This is a genomic window from Gordonia westfalica (assembly GCF_900105725.1).
Classification (GTDB): domain Bacteria; phylum Actinomycetota; class Actinomycetes; order Mycobacteriales; family Mycobacteriaceae; genus Gordonia; species Gordonia westfalica.
This window is the reverse complement of the sequence record NZ_FNLM01000034.1, coordinates 2,144,580-2,170,423: the sequence shown is the minus strand read 5'-3', so window position 1 is coordinate 2,170,423 and position 25,844 is coordinate 2,144,580. Positions and strand designations below refer to the sequence as shown.

Sequence of the window (25,844 nt, the reverse complement as noted above, 5' to 3'; positions counted from 1 at the left end):
CTGTCGTGAGGGAGTGCTCAGGCCACGCGCGCTACGACGCCGGCGAGCAACACCAGCACTCCGCCGATCTCGCCGACGATCAGCGCGAGCATGAACAGATACGTCCCCGGCATCGGGTTCACGAACTGATTGGTGGTGTCGCGTAAGGCGCCGTGGATGCAGTACGCCCCGATCGCGGCGACGAAGAACACGATCGGAACCGCGGCGGCCAGCACATTGACAACCGGCGAGAACGCACTCAGCTCGACCAGCGCCGCAAGGACGAGGGTCGCGAACGAATACATCAGTGCCGCTCGGTGAGCGATGTCGACGTACACGTGCGCGCTGTGCTCGGGGATGTGCGAATCCCGTGGTACTTCCACACGCCCAGCGCGAGGCCCCAGACGAGGATCAGTCCGGAGGCGACCACCACGGCGATGGTGTCGGTGCCGACCAGGTCGGCGAGATCGGAGGAGTTCACGTTGTAAACGTAACTGCTGCGTGTGAATTCGGACATCTAGCGCATTCGGAACAGTGACCGCGAAGTGGGTCTCCACCATCGATGCGGCCTGACCGACGGGTCAGCAATAGGTATCGATGAGCGATACCTATTGCTGAACGCCTCAACTGAGCAGGCTCACCGCACCGGCGTGGTCGTGGTCGCCGTCGACGGGGCGGGCTGTTCCGAGACGCTCGGAGCGGACGGCTCGACCTGCGGCACCGTGGGTTCCGTCGTCGCCGCGGCCGATTCCTCTGCAGGCGCGGCAGATTCGGCCGCTACCGACTCGGGTGCAGCGGGGGCAGACGTCGACACGTCGGTCGACGGATCGACCGAGTCAGAGGCCTCCGACGAGGCAGCCGATTCGGACGAGGCCGGCGTCTCCGAGGAAGCGCTGGACGCGTCCGTCGACTCCAGTGCGGCCAGGACCGAGGCGTCGAGCGCGGGGGAGGCCGCGGCGGCGTTCTTCACGGCCATCGTGACCTTTGCGGGGCCTTCGGGGTCGGGGCTGCCCGACGCCGAGACTACCGTCGTCTTCGCGGTCACCGGCGGGTTGTTGCGCAGCGTCTCGAGGACGTGGCCCTTGCCGTCGCCGAGGGCGCGGCCCCAGTTCTCCCAGGTGTGGCCGCCGTAGTTGGGCAGCGAGATCACCGATGCACCGGACTGTTTGGCCTGCAGCTGCATCAGCACGGTCGACACCGCGGACAGGATCTCGAGTGCGATCGCCGAGATCTGGTCCTGCGGTGCGAGCTTCGCGAGCTCGGTGGGGGTGAGGAATCCGTTGCCCGACGAGATGATCAGGACCTGGCCGTTCTCGGCGAGCTTGCCGACGTTCTTCGACGGGTCGTTGTCGGTCCAGCGGGTTCCGCCCGGCGCGCCCCACATGTTGACGATGCCGCTGACGTAGTTCGAGACGAGGCTCTGCGTCGCGAAGACGCCGAGGGCGCCGATCGGGTTGTCGGTCTGGTAGTAGCCCGACATCGCCTGGACGACCTTGAACTGTTCGGGGTGCCGTTCGGCGAGGGTCACCGCGGGACCACCCGACATCGACAGACCCACGATCGCGTTGTTGTTGCGGGCCACGCCGAATTCGCGCTCGAGATAGGCCGGCAGCTCAGAGGTCAGGAAGGTCTCCTGCTTGATGACGGTGTTCTTGTCGCCCGCACCGCCGTCCCAGTCGGTGTAGAACGACGACGCGCCGCCCACCGGCATGACGAGTGTGGTGTTGGCCTTGGCGTCGTAGACACGGGCCGCCTGGACGTCGGTGGTCCACGCCGAGCGGGTCTCGCTGGCGCGCATGCCGTCGAGCAGATAGACGCCGCTGTCGCTGCCGCTCGATGCGCGGATCTGGACGATCACCTCGCGCTTCTGGGACTCCGACCACACCTTGCAGTTCTGCACGTAGTAGCCCGAGGAGTCCCAGGTGCAGCCCGGACGCAGGATCTCCGGGTGGCCGCGCAGGGCACTGGCCGTGTTCGACGAGTTGAGCAGGCTGCTCGCCCCGAACAGACCGAGGGTGAGGATCGCCACGACCGATATGCCGGTGAGGATGCGCTGACGAGGCGAGAGGCGACGGGTCGTGAGGCGACGGGTCGTGAGGCGACGGGTCTCGGTTGGGTGCGACATAGAACTCCTGACGTACGCGGCCACCCGAAGATCGCGTCGGTGCCGATGTCAAGAATGTCGTTCGAGGACCCGACCGGCGTTACGCCGGCTCCGGTCACCCCGCCGATTTGGCTGTGCGGAGCATGACCTCCGCGGACCGCTCCGGGCGTTCCCACCAGAACATGTGCCCGACGCCGGGCCACCGTTCGAGCGCGGCGTCGGGGATGCCGGCTGCCAGCCGGTCGCCCTCGTCGACGACGATGACCTCGTCGATGTCGCCGTGGACGACCGTGGTCGGCACGCTGATGCCGGCCAACCGGTCGCGGGTGTCGTGTCCGGCGCAGGCGGCAGCCTGGAGGGCGACCACCGCCGACGGCACCTTGCGCCGCGTCGAGGATTGCGCGAATCGATCGAAGGCGCCGTCACCGGAGCGGAAACCGGGGGAGAGGTTGACCTCGAAGGCGGCGCGGGCCACCCGCGCGGCGTCCCGGGAGGAGATGGCCTCCACCAGGCGCACGACGCCGTCCGAACCGATCGCTCCCGGTCCACCCGCGGTGGTGCAGCCGAGGACGAGACTGCGCACCCGATCGGGATGGGCGAGGACCAGCTCCTGGGCGATCATGCCGCCCATCGACGTACCCATGACGTGAGCGGCGCCCCAGCCGAGTCCGTCGAGAACGCCACGCGCGTCGTCGGCCAGGTCGGCGGTGGTGAACGCGGCTTCGGCGCGGCTGCTCCCGCCGATGCCGCGGTGGTCGTAGACGGCGACCTCGAAGTGCGGGGTGAGGGCGTCGAGGAGTTCGTCGGTCCACATCTGCCGATGCGCCGACATGCCCGCGATGAGCAGGAGCGGTTCGCCTGCCCCGGTCACCTCGACATCGAGGGCGGTCGTGGAATCGGGGTGGGTGGGGATCAGCATGAACGTGGATCGTACCCAGGGCGTCTGCGACGTGGGCCGATCGCCGATAAACACTCGCGATCAATCCCCGGAAACTTTGTCCTTGTTCTTGCCGAATGCGTCACTAGCCTCGCCTCCATGTACGCACCCAGCTTCGAGCGGCCGTCCGATACCCGGCCGGGTCCGTCGTCGATGCTGCGCGACGCGGGCGGCACCTATCTCGCGAACGGGCTGATCGGTCTGATCTTCGCCGCGTCGGGACCGGTGGCCGTGATCCTGGCGGCGGGCGCGGCGGGCGACCTCACCACCGCGCAGCTGACGTCGTGGATCTTCGGCGTCTTCGTCCTCAACGGCCTCCTGACGGTGATCGCGAGCTGGGTGTACCGGATGCCGCTGGGTTTTGCGTGGACGATCCCCGGGACCGTGCTCGTCGGTTCCGCGGTGGGCCACCTGAGGTGGGCGGAGGTCGTCGGCGCGTTTCTCCTGACCGGCCTGCTGATCTTCCTGGTCGGGCTGACCGGACGTGTGCGACAAGCGATGTCGGCGATACCGATGCCCATCGTGATGGGCATGGTCGCGGGGGTGTTCCTGCAGTTCGGTCTGGACATCGTCAATGCGGTCGGCGCCGACCCGTGGGTGGCGGTACCGATCGTCTTCGCGTTCTTCGCGCTCCACTGCCATCAGACGGTGAGCCGGCGGGTTCCGCCGATCATCGGGGCGTTCGTGGTGGGCGCGATCGCGGTCGTCGCGACCGGGTCCTTCCACGTCGACGCGCCCGCGTCGTCGATCGTGGCGGTGCCGGTGTTCACGGTTCCGGAGTTCACCGTCCGTGCGGCCATGGAACTGGTGGTGCCGCTGGCCATCACCGTGATCGTGGTGCAGAACGGGCAGGGCGTCGCGGTGCTGCGTGCCGCCGGGCATCACCCGCCGGTCAACGTGATCACCGTCGCGAGCGGGGTGTGGTCGGCACTCGCGGCATCGGTCGGCGCCATCTCGTCGTGCCTGACGGGTCCCACCAACGCGCTGCTGGTGTCGGGCGGACGGCGCGACCGTCAGTACATCGCGGCGCTGACCTTCGGTGTCCTCGCGATCGTGATCGGCGTCTTCGCGCCGGTCTTCGTCTCGTTCATGCAGGCGATGCCGTCGGCATTCATCGCCACGGTCGGCGGGCTCGCGCTGCTCGGGGCTCTGCAGGGAGCGTTCCGCGGAGCATTCGGCTCCCGATTCACGCTGGGAGCGCTGGTGACGTTCCTTGTCTCGGTGTCGGACCTGGCCGTCCTGAACATCGGGTCGGCCTTCTGGGGGCTCGTCGCCGGAATGGCGGTGTCGTGGGTCGCCGAGCGCGACGACTTCCGTGCACAGGACTCGGGGTAGAAGAGACCGGCGGGCGCATCCGCAGTGGATGCGCCCGCCGGTCCTCGTCAGAGAATGCCGGTGTGGCGTCAGGCGCCGTAGCCGAGCAGCGACTTGACCTCGAGGAACTCGTCGAAGGCGTAGTCGCCCCATTCGCGGCCGTTGCCGCTCTTCTTGTAACCGCCGAACGGTGCGACCGGGTCGACGGTGGCGCCGTTGAGTCCGATCGAACCCGCGCGGATGCGCGAACCGATGCGGCGGACCTCGTCGAGGTCCTTTCCCGAGACATAACCGGCGAGGCCGTACTCGGTGTCGTTGCCGATCTTGATGGCCTCGTCGATCGAGTCGTAGGCGATGACGACGAGGACCGGACCGAACACCTCGGTGCGGGCGATCTCCATGTCGTTGGTGACGTTGGTGAACACCGTCGGCTTGACGTAGTAGCCGGTCTCGAGGCCCTCCGGACGTCCCGCGCCACCGATGACGGGGGTCGCTCCGTCGGCGATCGCCCGCTCGATGAGTCCCTGGATCTTCTCGAACTGCGCCTCGGAGACCACCGGGCCGAGCTGGACCTCGGTCGTCGGGTCGCCGACGGTGATGTTCGGCGCGACCGACTTCGCGATCTCGGCGACCTCGTCGAGGCGTGCGGACGGTACGAGCATGCGGCTCGGGGCGTTGCACGACTGGCCGGAGTTCATCATCATCGCCGCGATGCCGCCGGCGACGTTCTTCGCGAAGTCCTCGTCGTCGAGGATGATGTTCGGGCTCTTGCCGCCGAGTTCCTGGGCGACGCGCTTGACCGACGGCGCCGCGGTCTTGGCGACCTCGATGCCAGCGCGGGTGGAGCCGGTGAACGAGATCATGTCGATGTCGGGGTGGGCGGCCAGCGCGGAGCCGACGCCCGGTCCGTCACCGTTCACCAGGTTGAACACGCCTGCGGGAACGCCTGCGGCGTCGAAGATCTCGGCGACGATGGCGGCGCTGAACGGTGCCACCTCGGAGGGCTTGAGCACCATGGTGCAGCCCATGGCCAGTGCCGGGGCGACCTTGCACATGACCTGGTTGAGCGGCCAGTTCCACGGCGTGATGAAGCCGCACACGCCGATCGGTTCCTTGACGATGCGGTGTCCGCCGCGGTCCTCGCTGAAGGAGAAACCGGGCAGCTGCGCGGCAGCGGTCATCAGGTGACCGAGGCCGATCGGCACCTGGGCCGCGTTGGTGAGGCCGACCGGCGAACCCATCTCCTCGGTGACCGCGGCGGCCAGATCGCCCATGCGGTTCTGGTACTCGGCGATGATCCGGTTGATGACCTCGAGGCGCTCCTCGACGGTGGTCTGGCCCCAGGTGTCGAACGCGCGGCGGGCGGCGTCCACCGCGGCGTCGACGTCGGCGGCGCTACCGATGGCGACCTGCCCGGCGGCCTTCTCCGTGGCCGGGTTGATCACGTCGATGAGGTTGAGCTCGGCGGGCTCCACCCACTGGCCGTCGATGTAGAACTTGGTGATGTCCGGCATATCGCCTCCGTTGCTGCAAAAGATGTGAGGACATTTGTTGTCGGTTTCACACTCTATGCCGCGAGCCGTCGGAGGTCTCGCGAATCCTCCGAGCCGCCGGCGGTCACGCGGCGAGATGTTTTGGGACTGTCGTCCCAGTCGCATTTTGCGACGCCCGGGCCTCGGCCGGGGGACTAGGGTCGAGGCATGATCCTCATCGTCGTGAAATGGCCGATCAAGCCCGAGTATGCAGATGAATGGCCGGAACTCTCGCGCGAGTTCACCGAGGCGACCAGGGCCGAGCCGGGCAACAAATGGTTCGACTGGTCGCGTTCGCTCGACGATCCGAACACCTACGTGCTCGTCGAGGCCTTCGACGACGATGCGGCCGAGGCGCACGTGACCGGTCCGCATTTCAAGCAGGCCCAGCAGGAACTGCCCAAGTACCTGCAGCGAACCCCGGACGTCATCAACACCACCATCGACGGTGACACCTGGTCGGAACTCGGGGAGTTCCGCGTCGAGTGATCGAGGCGGCGCGGCGTCACCGCCCGGCGCGGACCTCCGCATCCGGAGCGGTGCCGGCCGCCGGGCCCGAGTCGTCGAGCCGGAGCTTCTCGCCCTCGATGTCGACGTTCGGCAGGATGCGGTCGAGCCAGCGCGGCAGCCACCACGCCTTGTCGCCGAGCACCGTGAGTACCGCGGGCATGAGTGTCATGCGGACCACGAAGGCGTCGAAGAACACCGCCGCGGCCAACGCGAAGCCCATCACCTTGATGAAAGCCATGTCCTGCAACATGAACGCCGCGAACACCGAGATCATGATCGCCGCGGCGGCAGCCACCACGCGCGCACTGTGCCGATAGCCCTCGACGACGGCGGTCTTCGCGTCGGCGCCGTGGACGTAGGCCTCCCGCATGCGCGTCACCAGGAACACCTGGTAGTCCATGGCGAGACCGAACACGATGCCCACCAGCATGATCGGCAGGAATGACACCACCGGCTGGGGGTTCCCGACGATGCCCAGGGCCCCGTCGGTGAACAGCGCGACCGTGACACCGAACGTGGCGGCGACGCTGAGCAGGAATCCGAGCGCGGCGGTCAGCGGCACGAGGATCGACCGGAACACGATGATCAAGAGGATGAACGCCAGCCCGACCACGACGAGCAGGTAGGGGATCAGCGAATCCGACAGTCGGTCCGAGATGTCGAGTTCGATCGCGGTCTGCCCGGTCACGCCATACGAGACACCGGTGGTCGCGGCGACGCGCGGCTCCATGTCGCGCAGCGTCTGAACGAGTTGCGGGGTGGCCTCGTCCGACGGCGCGGTCGACGGAATGATGGTGATCTTCGCGGTGTCGCGGGCCTCGTTGAGCCCGCCGGCGCCGATCTGCGCGATCTCCACACCCTTGACCTGGGCTAGGTCGTCGACGAGGGTGTCGAAGGTACGAAGCCGATCGCCCGTGTCCTCGATGCTGCGCCCGTCGGCGACGACGACGAGCGGGCCGTTGAATCCGGGCCCGTAACCGTCGGCGACCATGTCGTACGCCTGCCGCTGCGTCGTCGACGGCTCGGATGTCCCGTCGTTGGGCAGTGCCAGCTTGAGACCGGTCATCGGCACCGCGAGTACGACGAGGATGCCGACGATCGCGGCGGTCACGGCACGCGGATGGGCGACGATGCGCTGAACCCAGCGCTGACCGTTGTGCACGCGCTCGGCCTCGTGCGGTTCCACGTCGGGGGCGTTGAGGCGGGGGAGTCGTCCGGCGAAGGCCTTGCCGCCGAACAGGCCGAGGATGGCCGGCAGCAGGGTCAGGGCGACCAGCACCGCGACGATCACGGTGGCCGCGGCCGCGACGCCCATCGCGGTGAGGAACGGGATGTTGACGATCGCCAGTGCGGCGAGTGCGATCACGACGGTGCTGCCGGCGAACACGACCGCCGATCCGGCGGTGCCGACGGCCCGGCCGGCCGCATCGGCGCGATTCGCCGACCGATGGATCTCGTGCCGGTACCGCGACACGATGAACAGCGCGTAGTCGATACCGACGGCGAGCCCGATCATCGTCGCGAGGATCGGCGTCTCTTTGCTGAGGTCGAAGAAGTGTGTGCCCAGCTGGATGCCGAGCATGCCGATGGCCACGCCCACGATCGCGGTGATGATGGGCATACCCCACGCGACGAGAGAGGCGAACGTGAGGATCAGGATCAGCGCGCCGACGCCGATGCCGATCAGCTCCGAGGTGATGCCGAGCTCGAATTGCTGTGTGGCAGTGCCCTTCATCTCGACGGTGAGTCCCGCGGCCCGCCCGTCCTCGGCGACGGCGTCCATCTGCTCGCGGGTATTCTCGGTGATGTCCGACGACGCCTCCACGGCGAAGGACGTACCGAATTGCGCGACGGTGGCCGCGGAGTTGATCGGCGAGGTCGCCTGGGCGTCGGCAGCGGCCTCGGCGGCACTCTTGCCGAAGGTCTGCTCCTGGAAGGCCTGGGACAGTTCCCGGAGTTGACCGGGGGACTGTTCGGTGCCGTACGAGACGAACGGATTGACGATCGAGTCGGGGTTCGCGACCCCGTCGACGTTCTTGAGGTCGGCGACCATGTCGTCGATTGCCTGCTGATACCGGGGCTCGGTGAGCGTCGAATTCTGCGGTGCGCGAACCACATAGGTGACGCCGACGTCGGCGCCGAACGAGGGTTCGCCGGGGAAGCGCTCGACCATGAGGTCCTGTGCCTTCTCCGACGGGATGCCCGGGATCGAGAACGATTCCGACGTGGGTTTGGCCAGCAGGGTCGCGCCGACACCCAGTCCGATGAGGACGAGAACCCAGATCGCGATCGTCTTGAGTCGGTTCTCGTACGTCCAGCGTCCGAGTCGGTACAGGTGTGTTGCCACGTCAGGGCTCCTTGTGGGATGCGTCGGCGGGGTTCATGAGCGGGGCGGGATGCACCAGACCGGCCGACATCTGGTCGAAGGCGGACTCGAGCACCGTGGACAGGTCGGGTCGGCCGCGGGCCACGAAGTACTCGAGGGCGACTCGCGCGGTGGTGATCGCGGTGTGGACGACCAGGTGGGGGTACATCGCGTCGGCCCGCTGGCCGCGGCGGGCGTAGAGCTGGGTGAGCCGGGCCTCGACCGTCTGGTCGAGGTCCATGTCGCGGGATCGGGCGGCCAGTCCCGGATCGGTGTCGAGAAGTCGCAGCAAAGCGACGATCTCGGCCGGCTCGCCGACGTCGGGTGAGGTGGCGGTCTCGATCAGCGCGGCCCGCACCGAACACCAGAAGCTCTCACCGGCCGGCCGTGCCTCGATTCGTTCGATGACCGAGTCCAGCAGGGTGTCCACGAAGTGGAGCAGTGCGTCTTCTTTGCCGGCGAAGTAGTTGTGGAAGGTGCGGACCGAGACGTTCGCCTCAGCGGCGACCGCGTCGATGGTCACGTGGTCGATACCGTCGCGCGTCGACAGGCGGAGCACGGCGCGGGCGAGCGCCTTGCGCGTGGCGGCATTCTTGGCCTCACGGAGTCCTGACGGGTGCATTCCTCCACGCTACGGAAGTTGCAGAAACCTGCAAACTTGCAGACGCATGCAAAAATGCAAGTGTTCTCTCACTCGGGTGCCGGGGGTGGCGTGGCTCACACGCGGTCAGCGGCTCGCCGGAGTGGTGGCCTAGCCTCCGTGCACGCTGCTGAGGATCGCGATGATCACGCCGGCGACCGTGAGGACGCCGACCACCCAGGCCATGGCGATCGCGAGACGGCGGCGGCGGAAGCGGGCGGCGTTGATCGCGATACCGAGGCATACAAGGATCGCAACCGAGTACAGCGAGATGCCGAGGGTGAGGAGAGCGGCCGACGAATCGGCGGCCAGGACCCGAGTGGACATGTCCACGAGTACATCACCACGGGTGCCGGTCGGCCCAATCGGCCGAGGGCTCCCGGCGGGACTGGGACAACCTAGCGCTTGTTAGGGTGCCCGCATCGGATAGGTCGAGGAGGGTGCGTGGACGTCGACGGCAGGGATCTGTCAAACAAGGTCTTCGTGGTGACGGGTGCGGGGAACGGTATCGGGCGATGCGTCGCACTCGATCTCGTCTCCCGGGGTGCGACGGTGGCCGGTGTCGACATCAACGAGATCGGACTGGCCGAGACCGGACATCTCACGAGCGACGCCTCCCGCTTCCGGCCGTACGTCCTCGACATCGGCGATCAGCAAGCGGTGCAAGGCTTTCCCGGACGGGTCCGCGCGGACCTCGAGCACGTCGACGGCCTGTTCAACATCGCGGGCATCCCGCAGGACACGCAGCCGATCGCGGAGGTCGACGACGATCGCATCGATCTGCTGATGCGCGTCAACTACTTCGGCACCGTCTGGCTCACCCGGGCGTTCCTCCCACACCTCGAACAGCGCCCCGACGGTGGACTGATCCTCATCACCTCGAGCCTGTCCGGGCTCGCTCCCTTCCCGGGGGCCGCGTTCTACGGGGCCAGCAAGGCCGCGGTCGCGTTCTTCGGCTACGGCCTGGCTCAGGACCTGCGCGGGAAGAAGTCGAAAGTCACCGTCACCACGGTCATCCCGGGCACCATCTGGACCGACCTCGTACGCAAGACCTCGCAGGCCCTCGGCACGCCCGAGGCGCTGGCGAAGGGTTTCGCGATGGCGCCGGAGAAGGCCGCGCGTCTGATCATCGACGCGGCCCTCGACGGCCGGGTCCGTGCGGTGGTCGGAAAGGACGCGCATGCGTTCAACGGTGCGCGCAGGCTGAGTTCCCGGTTGAGTGAGCGGATGGCGTACGCGCAGGTGGGGCGATTCGTATATCGGTCGAAAGGTCGCTGAGCCCTGGGCGTCCCGTGCGGTGCCCCCAGTCGGACTCGAACCGACACTGTGCCGATTTTAAGTCGGCTGCCTCTGCCAATTGGGCTATGGGGGCTTCGGAGTGAGCATAGTCAGGCTCGGTGACCTGCCCCTTCCTTGACCCGCCCACCGCGGCGGGTGATCATCGGAGACATGGACGCGTCAACGGTGACCGGGGCCCGCAACTGGGAGGCTGTCCGAACGCGGCATCCCGAACTCGTCGACCGTCTGGAGGTCGGTCTGCTGCAGGGGGACCCGCTCGCCGACGCGGTGGTCGTCGAGGCCCGCGAACAAGGGATGTCGTTCGCGACTCTCGTCGATCTGCTGGAGGCGCATGCGGATCCGGAGGCGGCGCATGATCCCGACCGGATCGACATGCCGGCGTCGATGCGTCGCCTGCTGCGGGCCACGAGTACCCCGCCGACGTGGTTCGATGCGGCGTTCGCGGCCTCGGGGGCGCGTGCGTGGTGGCGATTCGGCACGCTGCAGTCGTCGACGCTCTATCAGTCTCTGATCTACGGGTACAAGGCGCAGGGTTTCGTACGACCATTGGTCGCCACGGGGCGCCTGGGATTGGGGACACGCGATCGGGTGCAGTCCACCGCGCGCTGGGTCGCCGAGGCGACCACGCCCGGTGCGATGCTGCCGGGAAACCCCGGATGGATTGCGACACTGCGTATTCGGCTCCTCCATGCCTATATCCGGGACATCCTGTGCCACCCCCGCGGCGTCGACGGGGAGGAGGCGCCGGGCTGGGACGAGGCGGAGTGGGGTGTGCCGATCAACCAGACCTACTCGCTCATGACCATCTCATGCGGGTTCCTGGCGCTGCCGCTGCTGGTCGCGCGCGACTTCGGCATCCACTACAGCAGTGCCGAACGTGAGGCGATCACCCATCTCTGGCGGTGGATCGGCTGGGTCATCGGCGTCGACGACGACCTGCTCCCGGCCAGTCACGCCGAGGCGGCCGACCTCTTCCGGGTCGCCGCCGAATTCCAACTCGAACCGGACGATTCGTCGAAGGTGCTCATCAAGGCGTTGCTCCGCGAGGGCTACGTCCTGCCCGGTGTCGTGCAGGGTGCGGCGCCGATCCCGGTGCCCACGGTGCTGGTGTCCGCGCTCGACGCGGTGACCGGGCCGATCCTCCGGTCGTCCTTCTCCGCGATCTCCACCCGGTGGGTGGAGCGTCCGGTGGCACGACGCATGGGTCTGCGGCGTTCGCCGCTCCACCATCTGGTCGACGTCGCGCGTCCGGCGATCCGGTTGCGGGAGATCATCCGGACCACCGGACTCCTCGGCTCGGAATCGGCCGTCATCGAACGTGAGCTCCGAACGGTACGCCGCGGACTGGGCATGGAGGTCCACCCAGGTCGGTGACCGTTGATCTGCTGGGTTACTGCTGATAACTTAACGCCGTAAAGACAACCGAGGCGAGGGGGCCGCACGGTGGTTCGATTGACACGGTGGATCATTTCGATGCCGAAAAGGGTGCTGCTCGGCGCGGGCATCCTGATCGTGGTGTGCGGCGCGTACGGCGCGACGGCCGCCGAGCATCTGCTGGCGGGCGGCTACAGCGCTCCGAACGCCGAATCCGCACGAGCCGACAAGGTGCTCGACGAGACCTTCAACCGAGGCGGCATCCAGGTCGTCCTCAAACTCGACGGCCCGGCCGGCGTCGACATCTCGCGCGACCCGACCGCGAAATCCGTGGCCGACAACGTCATCCGTGAACTCGACGCCAACGATCATGTGCAGGACCAGATCCTGTCCGTCTGGGCCAACCCGGCGCTCGACTCGGCACTGGTCAGCCGCGACCGGACGTCGGCGCTGATCATCGTCGCGCTCGAAGGCGGCGAGGACCTCGCCCCGGCGCGGGCCGCGGAGATCGAGGAGGAGTTCACCGGTGAGCGCGACGGGATCGCGATCCGGGTCGGTGGCCAGGCGCTGGTGTATTCCCAGGTCAACGAGCAGACGGCATCCGATCTGCTGATCGCCGAGGCGATCGCCATCCCCATCACCTTCGTCGTGCTGATCTTCATCTTCGGCGGGCTGATCGCGGCGGCGATACCCGTCGGGATCGGGATCGTGTCGATCATCCTGACCTTCGCGCTGCTGCGTGCCATCGGATCGGTCACCGACGTCTCGGTGTTCGCGTTGAACCTCACGACCGCAATGGGTTTGGCGTTGGCGATCGACTACACGCTGCTCCTGCTCACGCGCTATCGGGAGGAGGTCGCCCGCGGGCTCGAACGTCCTGAGGCGATCGTCCGGACGCTCGCCACCGCGGGCCGGACGGTCGCGTTCTCGGCGGTGACGGTCGCGCTCTCGCTGAGTGCGCTGGTCCTGTTCCCGCAGTACTTCCTGCGGTCCTTCGCGTTCGCCGGCCTGGGGGTCGTGGCGGTCGCGGCCCTCTCCGCGCTCATCGTGACACCGGCCGTGCTGATGCTCCTGGGCGACCGGATCGATGCACTCGACGCGCGCAAACCCGTGCGCCGGTTGCTGCGGCTGCCCCCGTCGCGTCCGCGCGAGCCGGAGGAGACGTGGTGGTACCGCCTCGTGCAGTGGGTCCTCCGGCACGCGGCGCCCGTCGCGGCGGTGGTCACGATCTTCCTGCTCGTCCTGGGCGCGCCGTTCCTGTCGCTCAAGATGGGCTTCCCCGACGACCGCGTCCTGCCCGAGTCCGCGAGTTCGCATGCCATCCAGCAGGAGATCCGCGACGACTACGAGGACGACCTCTCCTCGGCGGTCACCGTCGTGGTGCGGGGACCGGTGGGGCAGCAGTCGCTCGCGGCGTACACGCGCGCGCTGTCGCAGGTCGACCACGTCAATTCGGCCGGCTCCTCGGCCGGGACCTTCGTCCGGGGTGAGGCGGTCGCGCCCGGCAGTCCGGAGGACAGCCGCGACGACATCCACGTCCTCAACGTGTCCACCGATCGGGATCCGATGAGCGATGCCGGGCTCGCCCAACTCGACGACCTGCGCGCTGTGCCGGCGCCCGACGGGACGGAAACCCTGTTCACCGGGCTGGCGGCGACCACAGACGACACCGTGGGCTCCATCTACGCCCACCTGCCCTGGGTGCTGGCAATCATCGCGATCGCCACGTTCGTCCTGTTGTTCCTGTTCACCGGCAGCGTGGTGCTGCCGTTGAAGGCACTGGTCCTGAACATCCTGTCGCTGTCGGCGACATTCGGCGCGATGGTGTGGTTCTTCCAGGAAGGCCACCTCGACGGCCTGGGAACGACCGCCACCGGAACCCTCAACGCGACCATGCCGGTGCTGCTGTTCTGCGTGGCGTTCGGTCTCTCCATGGACTACGAGGTGTTCCTGCTCGGCCGCGTGCGCGAGGAATGGCTGAAGTCCGATCGCACCCGCGAGGCCAGCGATCACGCGGTGGCCCTGGGCCTCGCGCGCACCGGTCGGGTGATCACCGCAGCGGCCCTGCTGATGAGCATCGTGTTCGCCGCGATCGCGGCGTCGGAGGTCTCGTTCATGCGTATGTTCGGGGTGGGGTTGGCGCTCGCGGTCCTGATGGACGCGACCCTGATCAGGATGTTCCTGGTGCCCGCGTTCATGCGTCTCGCCGGGCGTGCCAACTGGTGGGCGCCGGCTCCGTTGCGGAGATTCCACGACCGCTTCGGGCTGGCCGAGGAGGTCCCGGAGGAAGTTCATCGAGCGCAGGAGAACAGTGACGACACGGAGACGGGCGAGGTCGCCTCGCGGCGCCGGTGAGATCCTCGCCGAGGAGATCATCGAGGCCGCGGGAGAACTCCTGGTCGAGCACGGCGACGACACCGCGATGTCCATCCGTGCCGTTGCCAACCGGGTCGGCGTCACCCCGCCGTCGATCTACCTGCATTTCGCCGACAAGGACGCACTGCTCGACGCTGTGTGCGCCCGGTACTTCGCGCGCCTCGATGATCAACTGGCCGCCGCCACAGAGGGCATCGACGACCCGCTGGACCGGGCGCTGAAGCTCGGCCTCGCCTATATCCGGTTCGCCGTCGCGACCCCGGTGCTCTACCGCGTCGCGTTCGGCAAACCCGCCGACGCCGCGCATCCCTCCAAGGTCGACCAGGTGCTGGCCGCCAGCGCCTACACCCGGTTCGTGGACACGGTCGCCGAACTCGCCGACGAGGGCATGTTCGGGCACGACGAGGTGAACGAGGTCGTTCTCGAACTGTGGGCCGCCGCGCACGGCGTCGCGTCGTTGATGCTCGCGAAGCCGGGACTCGGCTGGGGGACGAGTTCGTACGCGCCGAGTCCATGCTCAAGGCCGTGTGCCTCGGACGTGCGCTGATGTCCGGACATGCGGACTTCCGGGACCCGGCGACCGCGCGGACCTGGCTGGAGACACTGCGCTCGCGATAGTCCGGGAGAAGCGATGAACGACAAGATGGTCAAGGGTCGGTAAAGTCGAATCCGACACGGTCATTCTCGAGAATCCGTCAGGGAACTCACAGGAACGACCCGACGTTGAGACGGTATACATCCGTACCTAGTAAGGAGCGCTTCGTGCGAGAGAGCAGCAATCCGGTGATGCGCGGCGTGGTCCGCGACAATCAGACCGGGTACGCGGGGTTCGGGGCCGGCATGGCCGGCACCGGCGTCGCGATGAACAAATACGGTCAGGCAACCGACCCGTACACGCAGCCGGCACCTCCCACCACCCGGCAGCTCACGATCGACGACGTGGTCACCAAGACCGCGATCACCCTGGGTGTCCTGACGATCGTCGCGATCGCGACCTACTTCGGCATCGCCAGCCGGGCCACCGAGTCCGCACAGACGAGCCTCGCGCTGCCGCTGATGATGGTCGGCGCGATCGGCGGCCTCGTCCTCGTCCTGGTGGCGAGCTTCGGTCGTAAGCAGGACAACCCGGCCATCGTGCTCGCCTACGCGGCGTTCGAGGGTCTGTTCGTCGGTTCGATCTCGTTCGTCTTCGCGAACCTGGTCGTCGGCGGTGACATCTCGGCCGGAGCCCTGATCGGACAGGCCGTTCTCGGTACGTTCGGCGTGTTCTTCGGCATGCTGTTCGTGTACAAGATCGGCGCCATCCGCGTTACGCCGCGCTTCACCCGCATGCTGTTCGCCGGCATGATCGGTGTTCTCGTGCTGATGCTCGGCAACCTGGTGATCGGCCTGTTCACCGGCGAGGCAGGCATCCTGCGCGACGGCGGCCCGATCGCGATCATCTTCTCGCTGGTCTGCATCGCGCTGGCAGCGTTCAGCTTCCTGCTCGACTTCGACTCGGCGGACCGTCTCATCCGTGCCGGCGCACCCGATCGCGCCGCATGGGGCGTCGCCCTCGGCCTGACCGTCACCCTGGTCTGGCTGTACGTCGAGATCCTGCGCCTGCTGAGCTACTTCAACTCGGACTAGTCCCGACGCGGTAGAACCGCGACGCCGACCCGAGACGAACCCCGCACTTCGCGTGAGTGCGGGGTTCGTTGTCGTCTGTCCGGAGGAATCCACACCAAGCGGGCGATGGCGGAACAGGACTGTGCCGACCATCGAGAATGGTGTTCTTCATGATCCAACTGGCGCTGATGATCCTCGGCGCGATCGTGCACATCGTGGTGGACCGGTCGGCGTCGCGACGCACCACCGGCCGCGCAGCTGAACTCGTGCTGCTCTGGATTCTCGTACCCGCCGGAGTGTTCGGCATCTTCGCCGGCGTCGGCCACATCGGCCCCGACGCGCCCGAGATCGCCAAGGACATCGGTCCCGACTTCATCCCCTCCATGTTCCAGTGGGAACTCGGCTGGAACGACATCGCCGTGGGACTGCTGTGCGTCCTGACCTTCCGTGTCCGCAACCGCGGCGGATGGCTCGACGCCGCGGTCTGGGCGCTGGCGATCAGTTACGGCGGTGACCTCGCCGGGCACATCTCGCAGTACTACATCCACGACAACACTGCGACCAACAACGTGTGGGCCATCCCCGCGGAGATCTACATCGTCGGCGTCGCCGTGATCGCGTGGGCCGTCTACCGACGAACAACCCCCCGCAGCGTCGCGATCCTGGGACCGAACGCGGCGAGGGGCGTCGAAGAAGCGGTGGGGACTCCCGTCAGCTGAGGCGCTCGAGAACCATGGCCATACCCTGACCGCCACCCACACACATCGACTCGATGCCGAAGGTCTTGTCCTGCGTGCGGAGGTTGTTGAGCAGGGTGGTGGTGATCCGGGCACCGGTCATGCCGAACGGGTGGCCGAGAGCGATGGCGCCGCCCGACACGTTCAGCTTGTCGTGGTCGATACCGAGCTCGTTCGCCGAGCCGAGCACCTGGACCGCGAAGGCCTCGTTGATCTCCACGAGGTCGATGTCGGACAGCGACATGCCGGAGATCTTGAGCACCTTGCGGATCGCCTCGATCGGGCCGAGGCCCATGATCTCCGGGGACAGGCCGGTGGCGGCGGTGGCCACGACCCGGGCGAGCGGCGTCAATCCCAGTGCCTTGGCCTTGGTGTCGCTCATGATGACCAGTGCGGCCGCACCGTCGTTGAGCGGGCAGGCGTTGCCCGCGGTGATGGTGCCGTCGGGACGGAAGACCGGCTTCAGCTGCGAGATCTTCTCGTACGTCGTACCCGCGCGCGGGCCGTCGTCGGTGGTGACCTGTGTGCCGTCGGGCAGGGTCACGGGGTCGATCTCGCGCTCGAAGAAGCCGGACTTGATGGCCTCCTCGGCGCGGTTCTGGCTGAGGACACCCCAGCGGTCCTGGTCCTCGCGCGAGATGCCGGTGAAGGAGGCGACGTTCTCGGCGGTCTGGCCCATCGCGATGTAGACGTCCGGGACGAGTCCGTCCTGGCGGGGGTCGTGCCAGATGCCGGCGTCACCCGCGGCAGCGAGTTCGGTGCGCGCCATCGCGTCGTCGAACAGCGGGTTCTTGGAATTCGGTGCGCCGTCGGCGCCACCGGAGATCCCGAAGCTCGACACGCTCTCGACGCCGCCGGAGATGATGACGTCGGCCTCGCCGGCCTTGATCGCGTGCAACGCCATCCGGGTGGTCTGCAGCGACGACGAGCAGTAGCGGTTGACGGTCACGCCGGGGATGTGGTCGTAACCGAGTTCGACGGCGATCACGCGGGCGATGTTGTAACCGCCCTGACCGCCCGGCTGGCCGATACCCCAGTGGATGTCCTCGATGTCGGCCGGGTCGAGTTCGGGCACCTTCGCGAGGGCGGCCTCGACCATCTGGCGGGACAGTTCGTCGGGACGAACGTCTTTGAGGGATCCCTTGGCGGCGCGGCCGATCGGGGAGCGGGCGGTGGAAACGATCACTGCTTCAGCCATGCGCTCACGCTACCCCAACCAAGCAGATGCTTGGTCGCAGTGGGGGCGTGATCACACTTCGCCGGAGTCCGCTCAGACCTGCTTGAGCAGGCGGCGTAGTCCGGTGGCCACACGTGACTCCTCGACCGCCGGTGATTCCTCGGGAGGTTCGGGCAGGGGCGCCGAACCCCATTCGCCGATGGCGTCGAGGACCGGCGGCATCAGGATGTCGGCGGCGAGCGCGTACCCCGCCGCCGAGGGATGGTACTGATCCGGCGACAGCATGTAATCGCGCTGGGCGCGGAACTCCTTGGCCATCAGGTCGGCGAGTGGGACCGACTGCCCACCCGCGGCCCTGACCGCCGCGCGCTGGGCTGCGGCCAGGCGTAGACCCCACTGCCGCAACACCGTTCGCAACGGCTGCGGGATCGCCGTGATGACGCCGAAGTCGGGACACGTGCCGACGACGACCTTCGCGCCGCCGCCGATGAGCAACCGCACGGCGTCGCCGACCCGGCGGGCCGACGCGCGGATGCCGTTGCGGGACGTCACGTCGTTCGCGCCGATGAGGATGATCGCGACATCCGGCCGTTCATGGGCGATGAACATCGCGTCGATCTGGGCGGCCAAACCCTTGGAGGTCGCGCCGACGATGGCCTTGTTGGCGTAGCGGATCGTCTTGCCGGTCTCCGCCGCGACCCGACGGGCCACCTGCACACCGGGCGTCTCGTCGGCGGTGTCGACGCCGAGTCCGGCCGCGGTGGAATCGCCGAAGACGGTCAGGAACAGATCGATCGGGGTGTCGCGCGTGTAGCGGGTCACCCGGCCGTCGGGGTGATAGACGCCGTCGCCGTCGGGGGCGTTGTCGGTGCGGTGGGGGATCACGGTGCGGGCTGTCGCGGCCTGGCCGTTGAGGTAGTTCCAGACCGCCCATCCGGCACCCGCTCCGGCTGCGGTGGCCGCTGCCGTGGCCCCGACGTCGCGGCAGACCCGACCCCAGACCCGACGGTCGGCACCGACCTTGCGACTCCACCCGGACACGGCCGCCAGTCTAGAGGGAACGGTCAGGTGTCAGAGCGAACGGTGCGTGACGACGGCCGGGTGTCGGGGACGACGACGGTTCTGGGACCATGGACACATGCGCATCGCCAATCACGTTGTGGACCTGGTGGGCAACACCCCTCTGGTCAAGCTGAATTCCGTGACCTCGCCCGGATCCGGGCTGGTCGCGGCCAAGGTGGAGTACCTCAATCCGGGCGGGAGCAGCAAGGACCGTATCGCGGTCCGGATGATCGACGCCGCCGAGGCCTCCGGCGAACTCAAGCCCGGCGGCACCATCATCGAGCCGACGTCCGGCAACACCGGAGTCGGCCTCGCGCTGGTCGCCCAACAGCGCGGATACAAGTGCGTGTTCGTCTGCCCGGACAAGGTGGGCGAGGACAAGCGCAACGTGCTGCGTGCCTACGGTGCCGAGGTCGTCGTGTGCCCGACCGCCGTGCCGCCGGAGCACCCGGACAGCTACTACAGCGTGTCCGATCGCCTCGTGCGCGAGATCGACGGCGGGTGGAAGCCCAACCAGTACGCCAACCCGGCCGGCCCGCAGAGCCACTACGAGACCACCGGTCCGGAGATCTGGGCCGACACCGACGGCAAGGTCACCCACTTCGTGGCCGGCGTCGGCACCGGCGGCACCATCACCGGCACCGGGCGCTACCTCAAGGAGGTGTCCAACGGTGCGGTGAAGGTCGTCGGCGTCGACCCGGAGGGTTCGGTGTACTCCGGCGGGACCGGACGCCCGTACCTCGTCGAAGGTGTCGGTGAGGACTTCTGGCCGGCCGCCTACGACCCGGAGATCCCCGACGAGATCATCGCGGTCTCCGACGCGGATTCCTTCGACATGACCCGTCGCCTCGCCCGCGAGGAGGGCCTCCTGGTCGGCGGTTCGTGCGGTATGGCCGTCGTCGCGGCCCTGCAGGTCGCCGAGCGCGAGGGCCCCGACGCCCTCGTCGTCGTACTCCTGCCGGACGGCGGACGCGGCTACATGGCCAAGATCTTCAACGACGAGTGGATGAGCAGCTACGGCTTCCTCCGCACCCCGCTGGACGCCAACGCCAAGGAGTCCCTCGTCGGCGACGTGCTGCGCGGCAAGACCGGTGCGCTGCCCGACCTGGTCCACACCCACCCGCAGGAGACGCTGCGCGACGCCATCGAGATCCTCCGCGAGTACGGCGTGTCCCAGATGCCGGTCGTCGGCGCCGAACCGCCGGTCATGGCCGGCGAGGTCGCGGGTGCGGTCACCGAGCGAGACCTGCTCGGTGCCGTCTTCGAGGGACGCGCAAGCCTGGCCGACCCGGTCTCGGCGCACATGGGAGATCCGTTCCCGCTCATCGGTTCCGGTGAGCCGATCAGCGCCGCCACCAAGGCACTCGGCGACAGCGATGCGCTGATGGTCGTCGAGGACGGCAAGCCCATCGGCGTCATCACACGCCACGACCTGCTCGCGTTCGTCTCGAGCCACCCGATCGTCGGATAGGAGCACACCACTGTGAGTGAACGACGCAGCGCCGCGGATTCGGTTCGCTGGCAAGGTTTCTCGACCCGCGCCATCCACGCCGGATACGACCCGGATCCCCAGACCGGCGCGGTGAACGTGCCGATCTACGCCAGCTCGACCTTCGCCCAGGACGGCGTCGGCGGTCTGCGCGACGGATTCGAGTACGCCCGCACCGGCAATCCGACGCGACGAGCGCTGGAGGCCAACCTCGCCGCACTCGAACACGGAACCTACGGGCGCGCCTTCGCGTCCGGCATGGCCGCCACCGACTGCCTGCTGCGCTCGGCGCTGCGGCCCGGCGACCACCTGGTGATCCCCAACGACGCCTACGGCGGCACCTTCCGTCTCATCGACAAGGTGTTCACCCAGTGGGGCATCACCTACTCGGTGGCACCGGTGTCCGACGTCGCCGCGGTGCGCGCCGCGATCCGTCCGGAGACCAAGCTCGTCTGGACCGAGACACCCACCAACCCGCTGCTCAACGTCGGCGACATCGAGACGCTCGCCACCATCGCGCACGAGGCCGGCGCGAAGCTGGTGGTGGACAACACCTTTGCCTCGCCCTACCTGCAGCAGCCGCTGACGCTGGGCGCCGACGTCGTCCTGCACTCGACGACCAAGTACCTCGGCGGTCACTCCGACGTGGTCGGCGGTGCGCTGGTCACCGACAGCGAGGTACTCGACGAGGCCTTCGCCTTCCTGCAGAACGGAGCGGGTGCGGTTCCCGGCCCGTTCGACGGCTACCTGACGATGCGCGGCGTCAAGACGCTCGCCGTCCGCATGGACCGTCACTGCGACAACGCCGAGAAGGTCGTCGAGTTCCTGAACTCGCACGACAAGATCGACGCCGTCCTGTACCCGGGACTCGAGAACCACCCCGGGCACGAGGTCGCCGCGAAGCAGATGAAGCGTTACGGCGGCATGGTGTCGGTGCTGGTCAAGGGCGGCATCGAAGAGGCCAAGCAGTTCTGCGCCCGCACCGAGGTGTTCACGCTCGCCGAGTCGCTGGGCGGCATCGAGTCGCTGATCGAACATCCCGGCGCGATGACCCACGCGTCGACGGCCGGTTCTCTGCTGGAGGTTCCCGCGAACCTCGTCCGCCTGTCGGTGGGTATCGAGGACATCGACGACATCCTGGGCGACCTGGAGAACGCGCTGCGCTGAGCGGCTCACACACCGGCTTCCAGCAGCAGGTTCGCCGCCGTGGCGGCGACCCTGGCTGTCGGCAGGCCGGCTGCCCGGAATGCATCGAGCAGTCGGCCGGGTCCGGCCTGCGCGCCGAGCGACGTCTCGCCGTCGGCGATGCTGTGGGGGACGCAGAGGTACGAGCTCCCCGAGTAGAACAGCAGCGCAACGGGATTCGTCAGATTATCGGCGAGGGTGTCGTGTGCGAACGGTTCCACCGCGATCACCTGGCCTCCCGGCCGCAGTGACGCGCGCGCATGAGCAAGTGCGGCCACCGGGTCGCCGAAGTCGTGCAGTGCGTCGAAGAACACGATGGCGTCGTGACTGCCGTCGTAGTCGTCGGCGGACGCGACACGGAACTCGACACGATCGGACACCCCGGCGGCGATTGCTGCCGCGGTGGCGCGTTCGACCGATTCCGCATGGGTGTCGACGCCCACGAACCTCGACTTCGGGAAGGCTTCGGCGAGAAGGATCGTCGGAACCCCGAGACCGCACCCGACGTCGAGGACGTCGATGCCGGCGGTGAGGCGTTCGGAGAGTCCGTCGACGGCCGGAACCCACTCCGCCAGAAGCGATGTGCGGTAGATGGTGCCGTAGAAGCGCTCCACGCCGGTGAACAGCCGCGAATCGTGGGCGTGCCAGGGGATTCCGTCGCCGGTGGTGTAGGCGTGGGCGAGTTGATCGACCGAGGCCCAGACCGCGGCGGCGACTTCGAACCCCGCCACGATCGCGGCGGGGCTGTCGTCGTCGGCGAGCACCATCGCGTGTTCGGCAGGCAGCGTGAACGTGTCGATGCCACCGTCGGAACTCGCATCGAGGACCACGTAACCCGCGGCCGCCTGGACGCAGAGCCATTCGTGCACGTAGCGAGGTGCCAGCCCCGATCGTTCGGCCAGTTCGGCGCTGGTCGCCGAGCCGAGGTCGGCGAGGGACCGCCACAGGCCGAGTCGGTCGCCGAGGTGGACGCTGATGCTGTGGTAGGCGTGCGTCAGATCGGCGCTCACCTGGCCGGCGAACGCCTCGACCCGGGCGAGGTCGATGGTGGATGTCGTGTTTGTCATGGATTCAGCCTTCCTGTGTTCGACGGACTTCTCCGTGGGGTGACAGTGAGAGTGCGCCCGGTCGCTGTCATGCCGCTGTCACGGACGCCGCGGGGACTTACGCTTCTCCTGTGACCGACCCCCAGGAGTCGGACCGCGGAGAGCCGCAGACCCCGGCGGTCGAGATCGGAGTGCTGGGGCCGTTGACGCTGCGCATCGACGGGGTGGACACCGCGGTAACCGGCGCTCGGCGTCGTGCGCTTCTCGCAGTGCTGGCGATGGCGGGACCACACGGGGTCACCACGATGCGGCTCGTCGACTCGCTGTGGGACGAGCAGCTCCCGGCCGATCCGACCGCGGCGTTGCACAATCTCGTGTCGCGGCTGCGACGGCACTTCGGCCGGTACTCGGACGTGGTCGAACGACGCCCGGCCGGCTACCGGCTCGTCGTACCCGACGACGCGATCGATGCGGCAGTTGTCCGCGAACTCGTCACGACCGCCACCACCGCTTCTGATCCGGAGATCCGGCTACGGCTCACGCGCCGCGCACTCGGGTTGTGGCGGGGGCAGCCGCTGGGAGAATTCAGCGGCGTCGCCGACCTCGACGCGGAACGTGTTGCGCTGGAAGAACTACGAAGCCGGCTCGACGACGTCCATCTCGACGCCATGCTCGAGACGGGTGGTCCGGGCGCAGCGGCGGCCGCGAAAGACGCACTGGCGGCAGCACCACTGCGCGAGAGCACGGCCCGAATCCTGATCCGGGCATTGGCGGCCGAAGGGAACACGGCGGAGGCGATGGCCGCCGCTGCCGGCTTCCGTGTGCGTCTCGCGGAGGAAACCGGTCTGGACCCGAGCCCCGCGCTGGCCGTCTTGGAGGAACAGGTCGCGGCCGGTGGCCTGCCGGCGGTTCAGGTCTCGGCAGGCCGGGCGTCGGGTCCGATGAGCGCTGCGTCCGGTCCGCGTCGCCCTCCTCGCCCGGACGGCCCGTTCGTGGGGCGCGAACGCGAACGGGCCGAACTGACACGACTTCTCACGGAACACCGTCTCCTCACACTGACCGGGACCGGGGGTGTCGGCAAGACACGACTCGCCCTCGAGATCGCCGGCGATCCGACCGTGTTGACCGGCCATACCGTGCACATCATCGACCTCGCGGCCGTCGTGGAACCCGAAGGGGTCGGGCCGGCTGTGGCGTCGACGCTGGGACTCGACCCCGGTGGCAACCCCTCGGCGGCGTCCGGGTCGCCCGAGGTGCTGGCGCACGCGATCCCGGGTGGACCCATGTTGCTTGTCCTCGACAACTGCGAACACGTCCTCGCGGCCTGCCGCGAGGTGGTCGTCGCGCTCCTTCGGGGTGCACCCGAGGTGCGGATCCTTGCGACATCGCGTGTCGTGCTGCAACTCTCGGCCGAGTACGTGGTACGACTGCAGCCGCTGCCGACACCGCGCGAGGCCTGCGTGGGAGAGCAGGCGATGCGCCAGCCCGCGGTGCGCGCGTTCATCGAGCATGCGCGTCGACGTGTGCCGGACTTCGTGCCGGCAGAGCATGATCTGGCCACGGTCGGCGACATCGTGCACCGCGTTGACGGGTTGCCGCTCGGCATCGAACTCGCCGCGCGACAAGCGGCCACGATGCCGCTGGACGATGTGGCGCGAGTGCTGGACACCGCGCTGGATCTGGCGACGGGACGTGGCCACGACGATCGCCGGCAGCAGACGCTCCGTGTCAGCCTCGACATGTCGTTCCACCTGCTGTCTGCGCCCGATCGGGAGCTACTCACGTCCCTGGCGATCTTCCCCGGTGGGGTCACGCTGCGAACGTTCGGCTCGCTGGCGCGCCACGTGAGCGGCGACGGGCGCGCGGTCGATCCGGCGATGGAGCCGTTGCACCGGCTCGTCGACAGCTCGTTGCTTGTCGCAGACCCCCTGGCAGGGCGTTACCGTCTGCTGTATCTCGTGCGGCAGTTCCTGCTGGACCGACTTCGCGAATCGGGTGGCCTCGACGCGGCCGAGGATCTGCTCCTGACGCAGTGCGTTCTGACCGCACGGGAAATCGACGAGGACTGGCTGGGACCGGAAGAGCCGCAGGCGAATCGGCGATTGCACGCCGAGCTGGACAACTTCAGGGCCGCCCGGGACGTGGCGCTCGCGTGCGGCCGGATCGACGAACTGGTGTCGATCACGACGTCGCTGAGCCTGGTGAGCATCTGGCGGAACATCCACGAGTTGTGGATGTGGGCAATCGAATTGGCGGAGTCGCCGGAGATCGACGGCCATGTGAGGGAGGACGAGGTGCTGGCGGCCGCAGCAGAGGCGGCCCGACTGACCGGGCGCTTCGACCTGGCGCTGAACCTCGCCGGCCGTGCCGTCGACGCGAGTACCTCGGCCGGACGCGATCCGAACGGCGCAGCATATGGCGCGAGCGCCGCGGTCGCGCATTTCCGCGGCGACTACGCGGTGGCGGCGCAACGATGGTCGGCGGCCGCCGATCTCGACTCTCGGGTCGGCGCCGCATATCTCGCATCATCGGCGCTGGCGATCGCGTACGGAGGTGACCGCCGGCGCGCGGCGAGGGTGCTCGCGGAAGCAGGGGACCGCGTTGCCGCTGATGCCGGAGGGTCGCAGCACGCGTTCCTGGACTACGTGCAGGGTGAACTCGTCGCCTCTCGCGACCCGGCCACGGCGCTCGCCCTGTACCAGCGGGCAGAGGCACGGGCCGAGGCGGTGGGCGCGACGTTCGTCCTCGGTGTCGCGCGCGTCGGCGCCGCGTCGTGCCTTGCCCAGGTGGGGGACCGGGCGTCGGCCGCGCAGGCCTATCGATTCCTCCTCCGGTTCTGGCGCGACAGCGGTCAACCCACTCAGCTGTGGACCACCGCCCGGAACGCGGCGTCGTTGCTGCGTGCGGTGGGCCGTCGCGAGATCGCCGATCTGCTCCTGAGCTGCGCGGAACTCGACCCGGCGGCGTCCCTCGACGGACCTCGAAACGGTGACGACGCAGCGTCGACGGGCGGCGGCATGGCGGCATTCGTGAGCGCCGATGACGTGATCGACCGGGCTTTGCGCGAGCTGGGTGAGACCGTGGACGAGCTGGAACCCGGATACTGAGGT

The 25,844-nt window shown here is 68.2% G+C and carries 19 protein-coding genes, 1 tRNA gene and 2 pseudogenes; 11 read left to right on the top strand and 11 right to left on the bottom strand.

What is annotated here, in order from left to right; genetic code table 11:
- Positions 1-17 precede the first annotated feature (17 nt).
- The 3 genes and pseudogenes from BLU62_RS15280 to BLU62_RS15270 form a co-directional block, all read right to left on the bottom strand.
- Positions 18-496, bottom strand: a pseudogene (locus BLU62_RS15280) (hypothetical protein).
- A gap of 120 nt (positions 497-616) precedes the next feature.
- Positions 617-2,104: an alpha/beta hydrolase gene (locus tag BLU62_RS15275; protein WP_074850386.1), complete on the bottom strand. Its 1,488-nt coding sequence runs from the start codon at positions 2,102-2,104 to the stop codon at positions 617-619.
- A 94-nt stretch (positions 2,105-2,198) separates the two neighbouring features.
- Positions 2,199-3,002, bottom strand: a complete 804-nt coding sequence (locus BLU62_RS15270) for an alpha/beta fold hydrolase (protein WP_074850384.1) — start codon at positions 3,000-3,002, stop codon at positions 2,199-2,201.
- Positions 3,003-3,119: 117 nt separating this feature from the next.
- Between BLU62_RS15270 and BLU62_RS15265 the strand changes: the two genes are divergently transcribed.
- Positions 3,120-4,355 (top strand): benzoate/H(+) symporter BenE family transporter, encoded by a 1,236-nt coding sequence (locus BLU62_RS15265; protein ID WP_074850382.1) that lies wholly within the window; start codon positions 3,120-3,122, stop codon positions 4,353-4,355.
- Positions 4,356-4,423: 68 nt separating this feature from the next.
- Here BLU62_RS15265 and BLU62_RS15260 read toward each other — a convergent pair whose 3' ends face one another.
- Positions 4,424-5,848 carry an aldehyde dehydrogenase family protein gene (locus BLU62_RS15260; protein WP_074850380.1) on the bottom strand — a complete coding sequence of 475 codons (1,425 nt, stop codon included), beginning with the start codon at positions 5,846-5,848 and terminating at the stop codon, positions 4,424-4,426.
- Positions 5,849-6,034: 186 nt separating this feature from the next.
- On the opposite strand from BLU62_RS15260, the gene BLU62_RS15255 reads away from it, so the two are divergent.
- Entirely contained in the window at positions 6,035-6,355 is a 321-nt protein-coding gene (locus BLU62_RS15255; RefSeq protein WP_074850378.1) for a putative quinol monooxygenase, read from the top strand.
- Between the two features lie 16 nt (positions 6,356-6,371).
- Here BLU62_RS15255 and BLU62_RS15250 read toward each other — a convergent pair whose 3' ends face one another.
- From BLU62_RS15250 to BLU62_RS15240, 3 genes are all read right to left on the bottom strand, one after another.
- A complete protein-coding gene (locus tag BLU62_RS15250) occupies positions 6,372-8,723 on the bottom strand; it encodes an MMPL family transporter (protein ID WP_074850376.1) in 2,352 nt (783 codons plus the stop codon).
- A 1-nt stretch (position 8,724) separates the two neighbouring features.
- A complete protein-coding gene (locus BLU62_RS15245) occupies positions 8,725-9,363 on the bottom strand; it encodes a TetR/AcrR family transcriptional regulator (protein ID WP_074850373.1) in 639 nt (212 codons plus the stop codon).
- Between the two features lie 129 nt (positions 9,364-9,492).
- Positions 9,493-9,708 (bottom strand): hypothetical protein, encoded by a 216-nt coding sequence (locus BLU62_RS15240; RefSeq protein ID WP_074852924.1) that lies wholly within the window; start codon positions 9,706-9,708, stop codon positions 9,493-9,495.
- Between the two features lie 117 nt (positions 9,709-9,825).
- Between BLU62_RS15240 and BLU62_RS15235 the strand changes: the two genes are divergently transcribed.
- Positions 9,826-10,659: an SDR family NAD(P)-dependent oxidoreductase gene (locus tag BLU62_RS15235; protein ID WP_074850371.1), complete on the top strand. Its 834-nt coding sequence runs from the start codon at positions 9,826-9,828 to the stop codon at positions 10,657-10,659.
- A gap of 20 nt (positions 10,660-10,679) precedes the next feature.
- On the opposite strand, the gene BLU62_RS15230 is transcribed toward BLU62_RS15235, so the two are convergent.
- Positions 10,680-10,753, bottom strand: a tRNA-Leu gene (locus tag BLU62_RS15230).
- Positions 10,754-10,830: 77 nt separating this feature from the next.
- Between BLU62_RS15230 and BLU62_RS15225 the strand changes: the two genes are divergently transcribed.
- The 5 genes and pseudogenes from BLU62_RS15225 to BLU62_RS15205 all read left to right on the top strand — a co-directional run bounded on the left by BLU62_RS15225 (position 10,831) and on the right by BLU62_RS15205 (position 16,757).
- Positions 10,831-12,054: an oxygenase MpaB family protein gene (locus BLU62_RS15225; protein WP_074852923.1), complete on the top strand. Its 1,224-nt coding sequence runs from the start codon at positions 10,831-10,833 to the stop codon at positions 12,052-12,054.
- Between the two features lie 99 nt (positions 12,055-12,153).
- Positions 12,154-14,409, top strand: a complete 2,256-nt coding sequence (locus BLU62_RS15220) for an MMPL family transporter (RefSeq protein ID WP_244278195.1) — start codon at positions 12,154-12,156, stop codon at positions 14,407-14,409.
- Positions 14,366-15,048 (top strand): annotated as a pseudogene (locus BLU62_RS15215) (TetR/AcrR family transcriptional regulator). The gene BLU62_RS15220 and the pseudogene BLU62_RS15215 overlap by 44 nt, the downstream one beginning before the upstream one ends.
- 144 nt (positions 15,049-15,192) lie before the next feature.
- The gene (locus BLU62_RS15210) at positions 15,193-16,059 is read left to right on the top strand and encodes a Bax inhibitor-1/YccA family protein (RefSeq protein WP_074850367.1); all 867 of its coding nucleotides are present in this window, start codon (positions 15,193-15,195) and stop codon (positions 16,057-16,059) included.
- A gap of 149 nt (positions 16,060-16,208) precedes the next feature.
- Entirely contained in the window at positions 16,209-16,757 is a 549-nt protein-coding gene (locus tag BLU62_RS15205; RefSeq protein WP_244278193.1) for a DUF6790 family protein, read from the top strand.
- Here BLU62_RS15205 and BLU62_RS15200 read toward each other — a convergent pair.
- Positions 16,750-17,973, bottom strand: coding sequence for an acetyl-CoA C-acetyltransferase (locus BLU62_RS15200; RefSeq protein WP_074850363.1), 1,224 nt, complete (start codon positions 17,971-17,973; stop codon positions 16,750-16,752). The genes BLU62_RS15205 and BLU62_RS15200 overlap by 8 nt on opposite strands.
- Before the next feature lie 72 nt (positions 17,974-18,045).
- Entirely contained in the window at positions 18,046-18,993 is a 948-nt protein-coding gene (locus BLU62_RS15195; protein WP_074850361.1) for an SGNH/GDSL hydrolase family protein, read from the bottom strand.
- A 97-nt stretch (positions 18,994-19,090) separates the two neighbouring features.
- Here BLU62_RS15195 and BLU62_RS15190 point away from each other — a divergent pair, with 97 nt between their 5' ends.
- Positions 19,091-20,485 carry a cystathionine beta-synthase gene (locus BLU62_RS15190; protein ID WP_074850359.1) on the top strand — a complete coding sequence of 465 codons (1,395 nt, stop codon included), beginning with the start codon at positions 19,091-19,093 and terminating at the stop codon, positions 20,483-20,485.
- Between the two features lie 12 nt (positions 20,486-20,497).
- Positions 20,498-21,670, top strand: coding sequence for a cystathionine gamma-synthase (locus tag BLU62_RS15185; RefSeq protein ID WP_074850357.1), 1,173 nt, complete (start codon positions 20,498-20,500; stop codon positions 21,668-21,670).
- 5 nt (positions 21,671-21,675) lie between these two features.
- On the opposite strand, the gene BLU62_RS15180 is transcribed toward BLU62_RS15185, so the two are convergent.
- The gene (locus tag BLU62_RS15180) at positions 21,676-22,755 is read right to left on the bottom strand and encodes a class I SAM-dependent methyltransferase (protein WP_074850355.1); all 1,080 of its coding nucleotides are present in this window, start codon (positions 22,753-22,755) and stop codon (positions 21,676-21,678) included.
- A gap of 110 nt (positions 22,756-22,865) precedes the next feature.
- On the opposite strand from BLU62_RS15180, the gene BLU62_RS15175 reads away from it, so the two are divergent.
- The gene (locus tag BLU62_RS15175; protein WP_074850353.1) at positions 22,866-25,841 is read left to right on the top strand and encodes an ATP-binding protein; all 2,976 of its coding nucleotides are present in this window, start codon (positions 22,866-22,868) and stop codon (positions 25,839-25,841) included.
- The last annotated feature ends 3 nt before the right edge of the window (positions 25,842-25,844 follow it).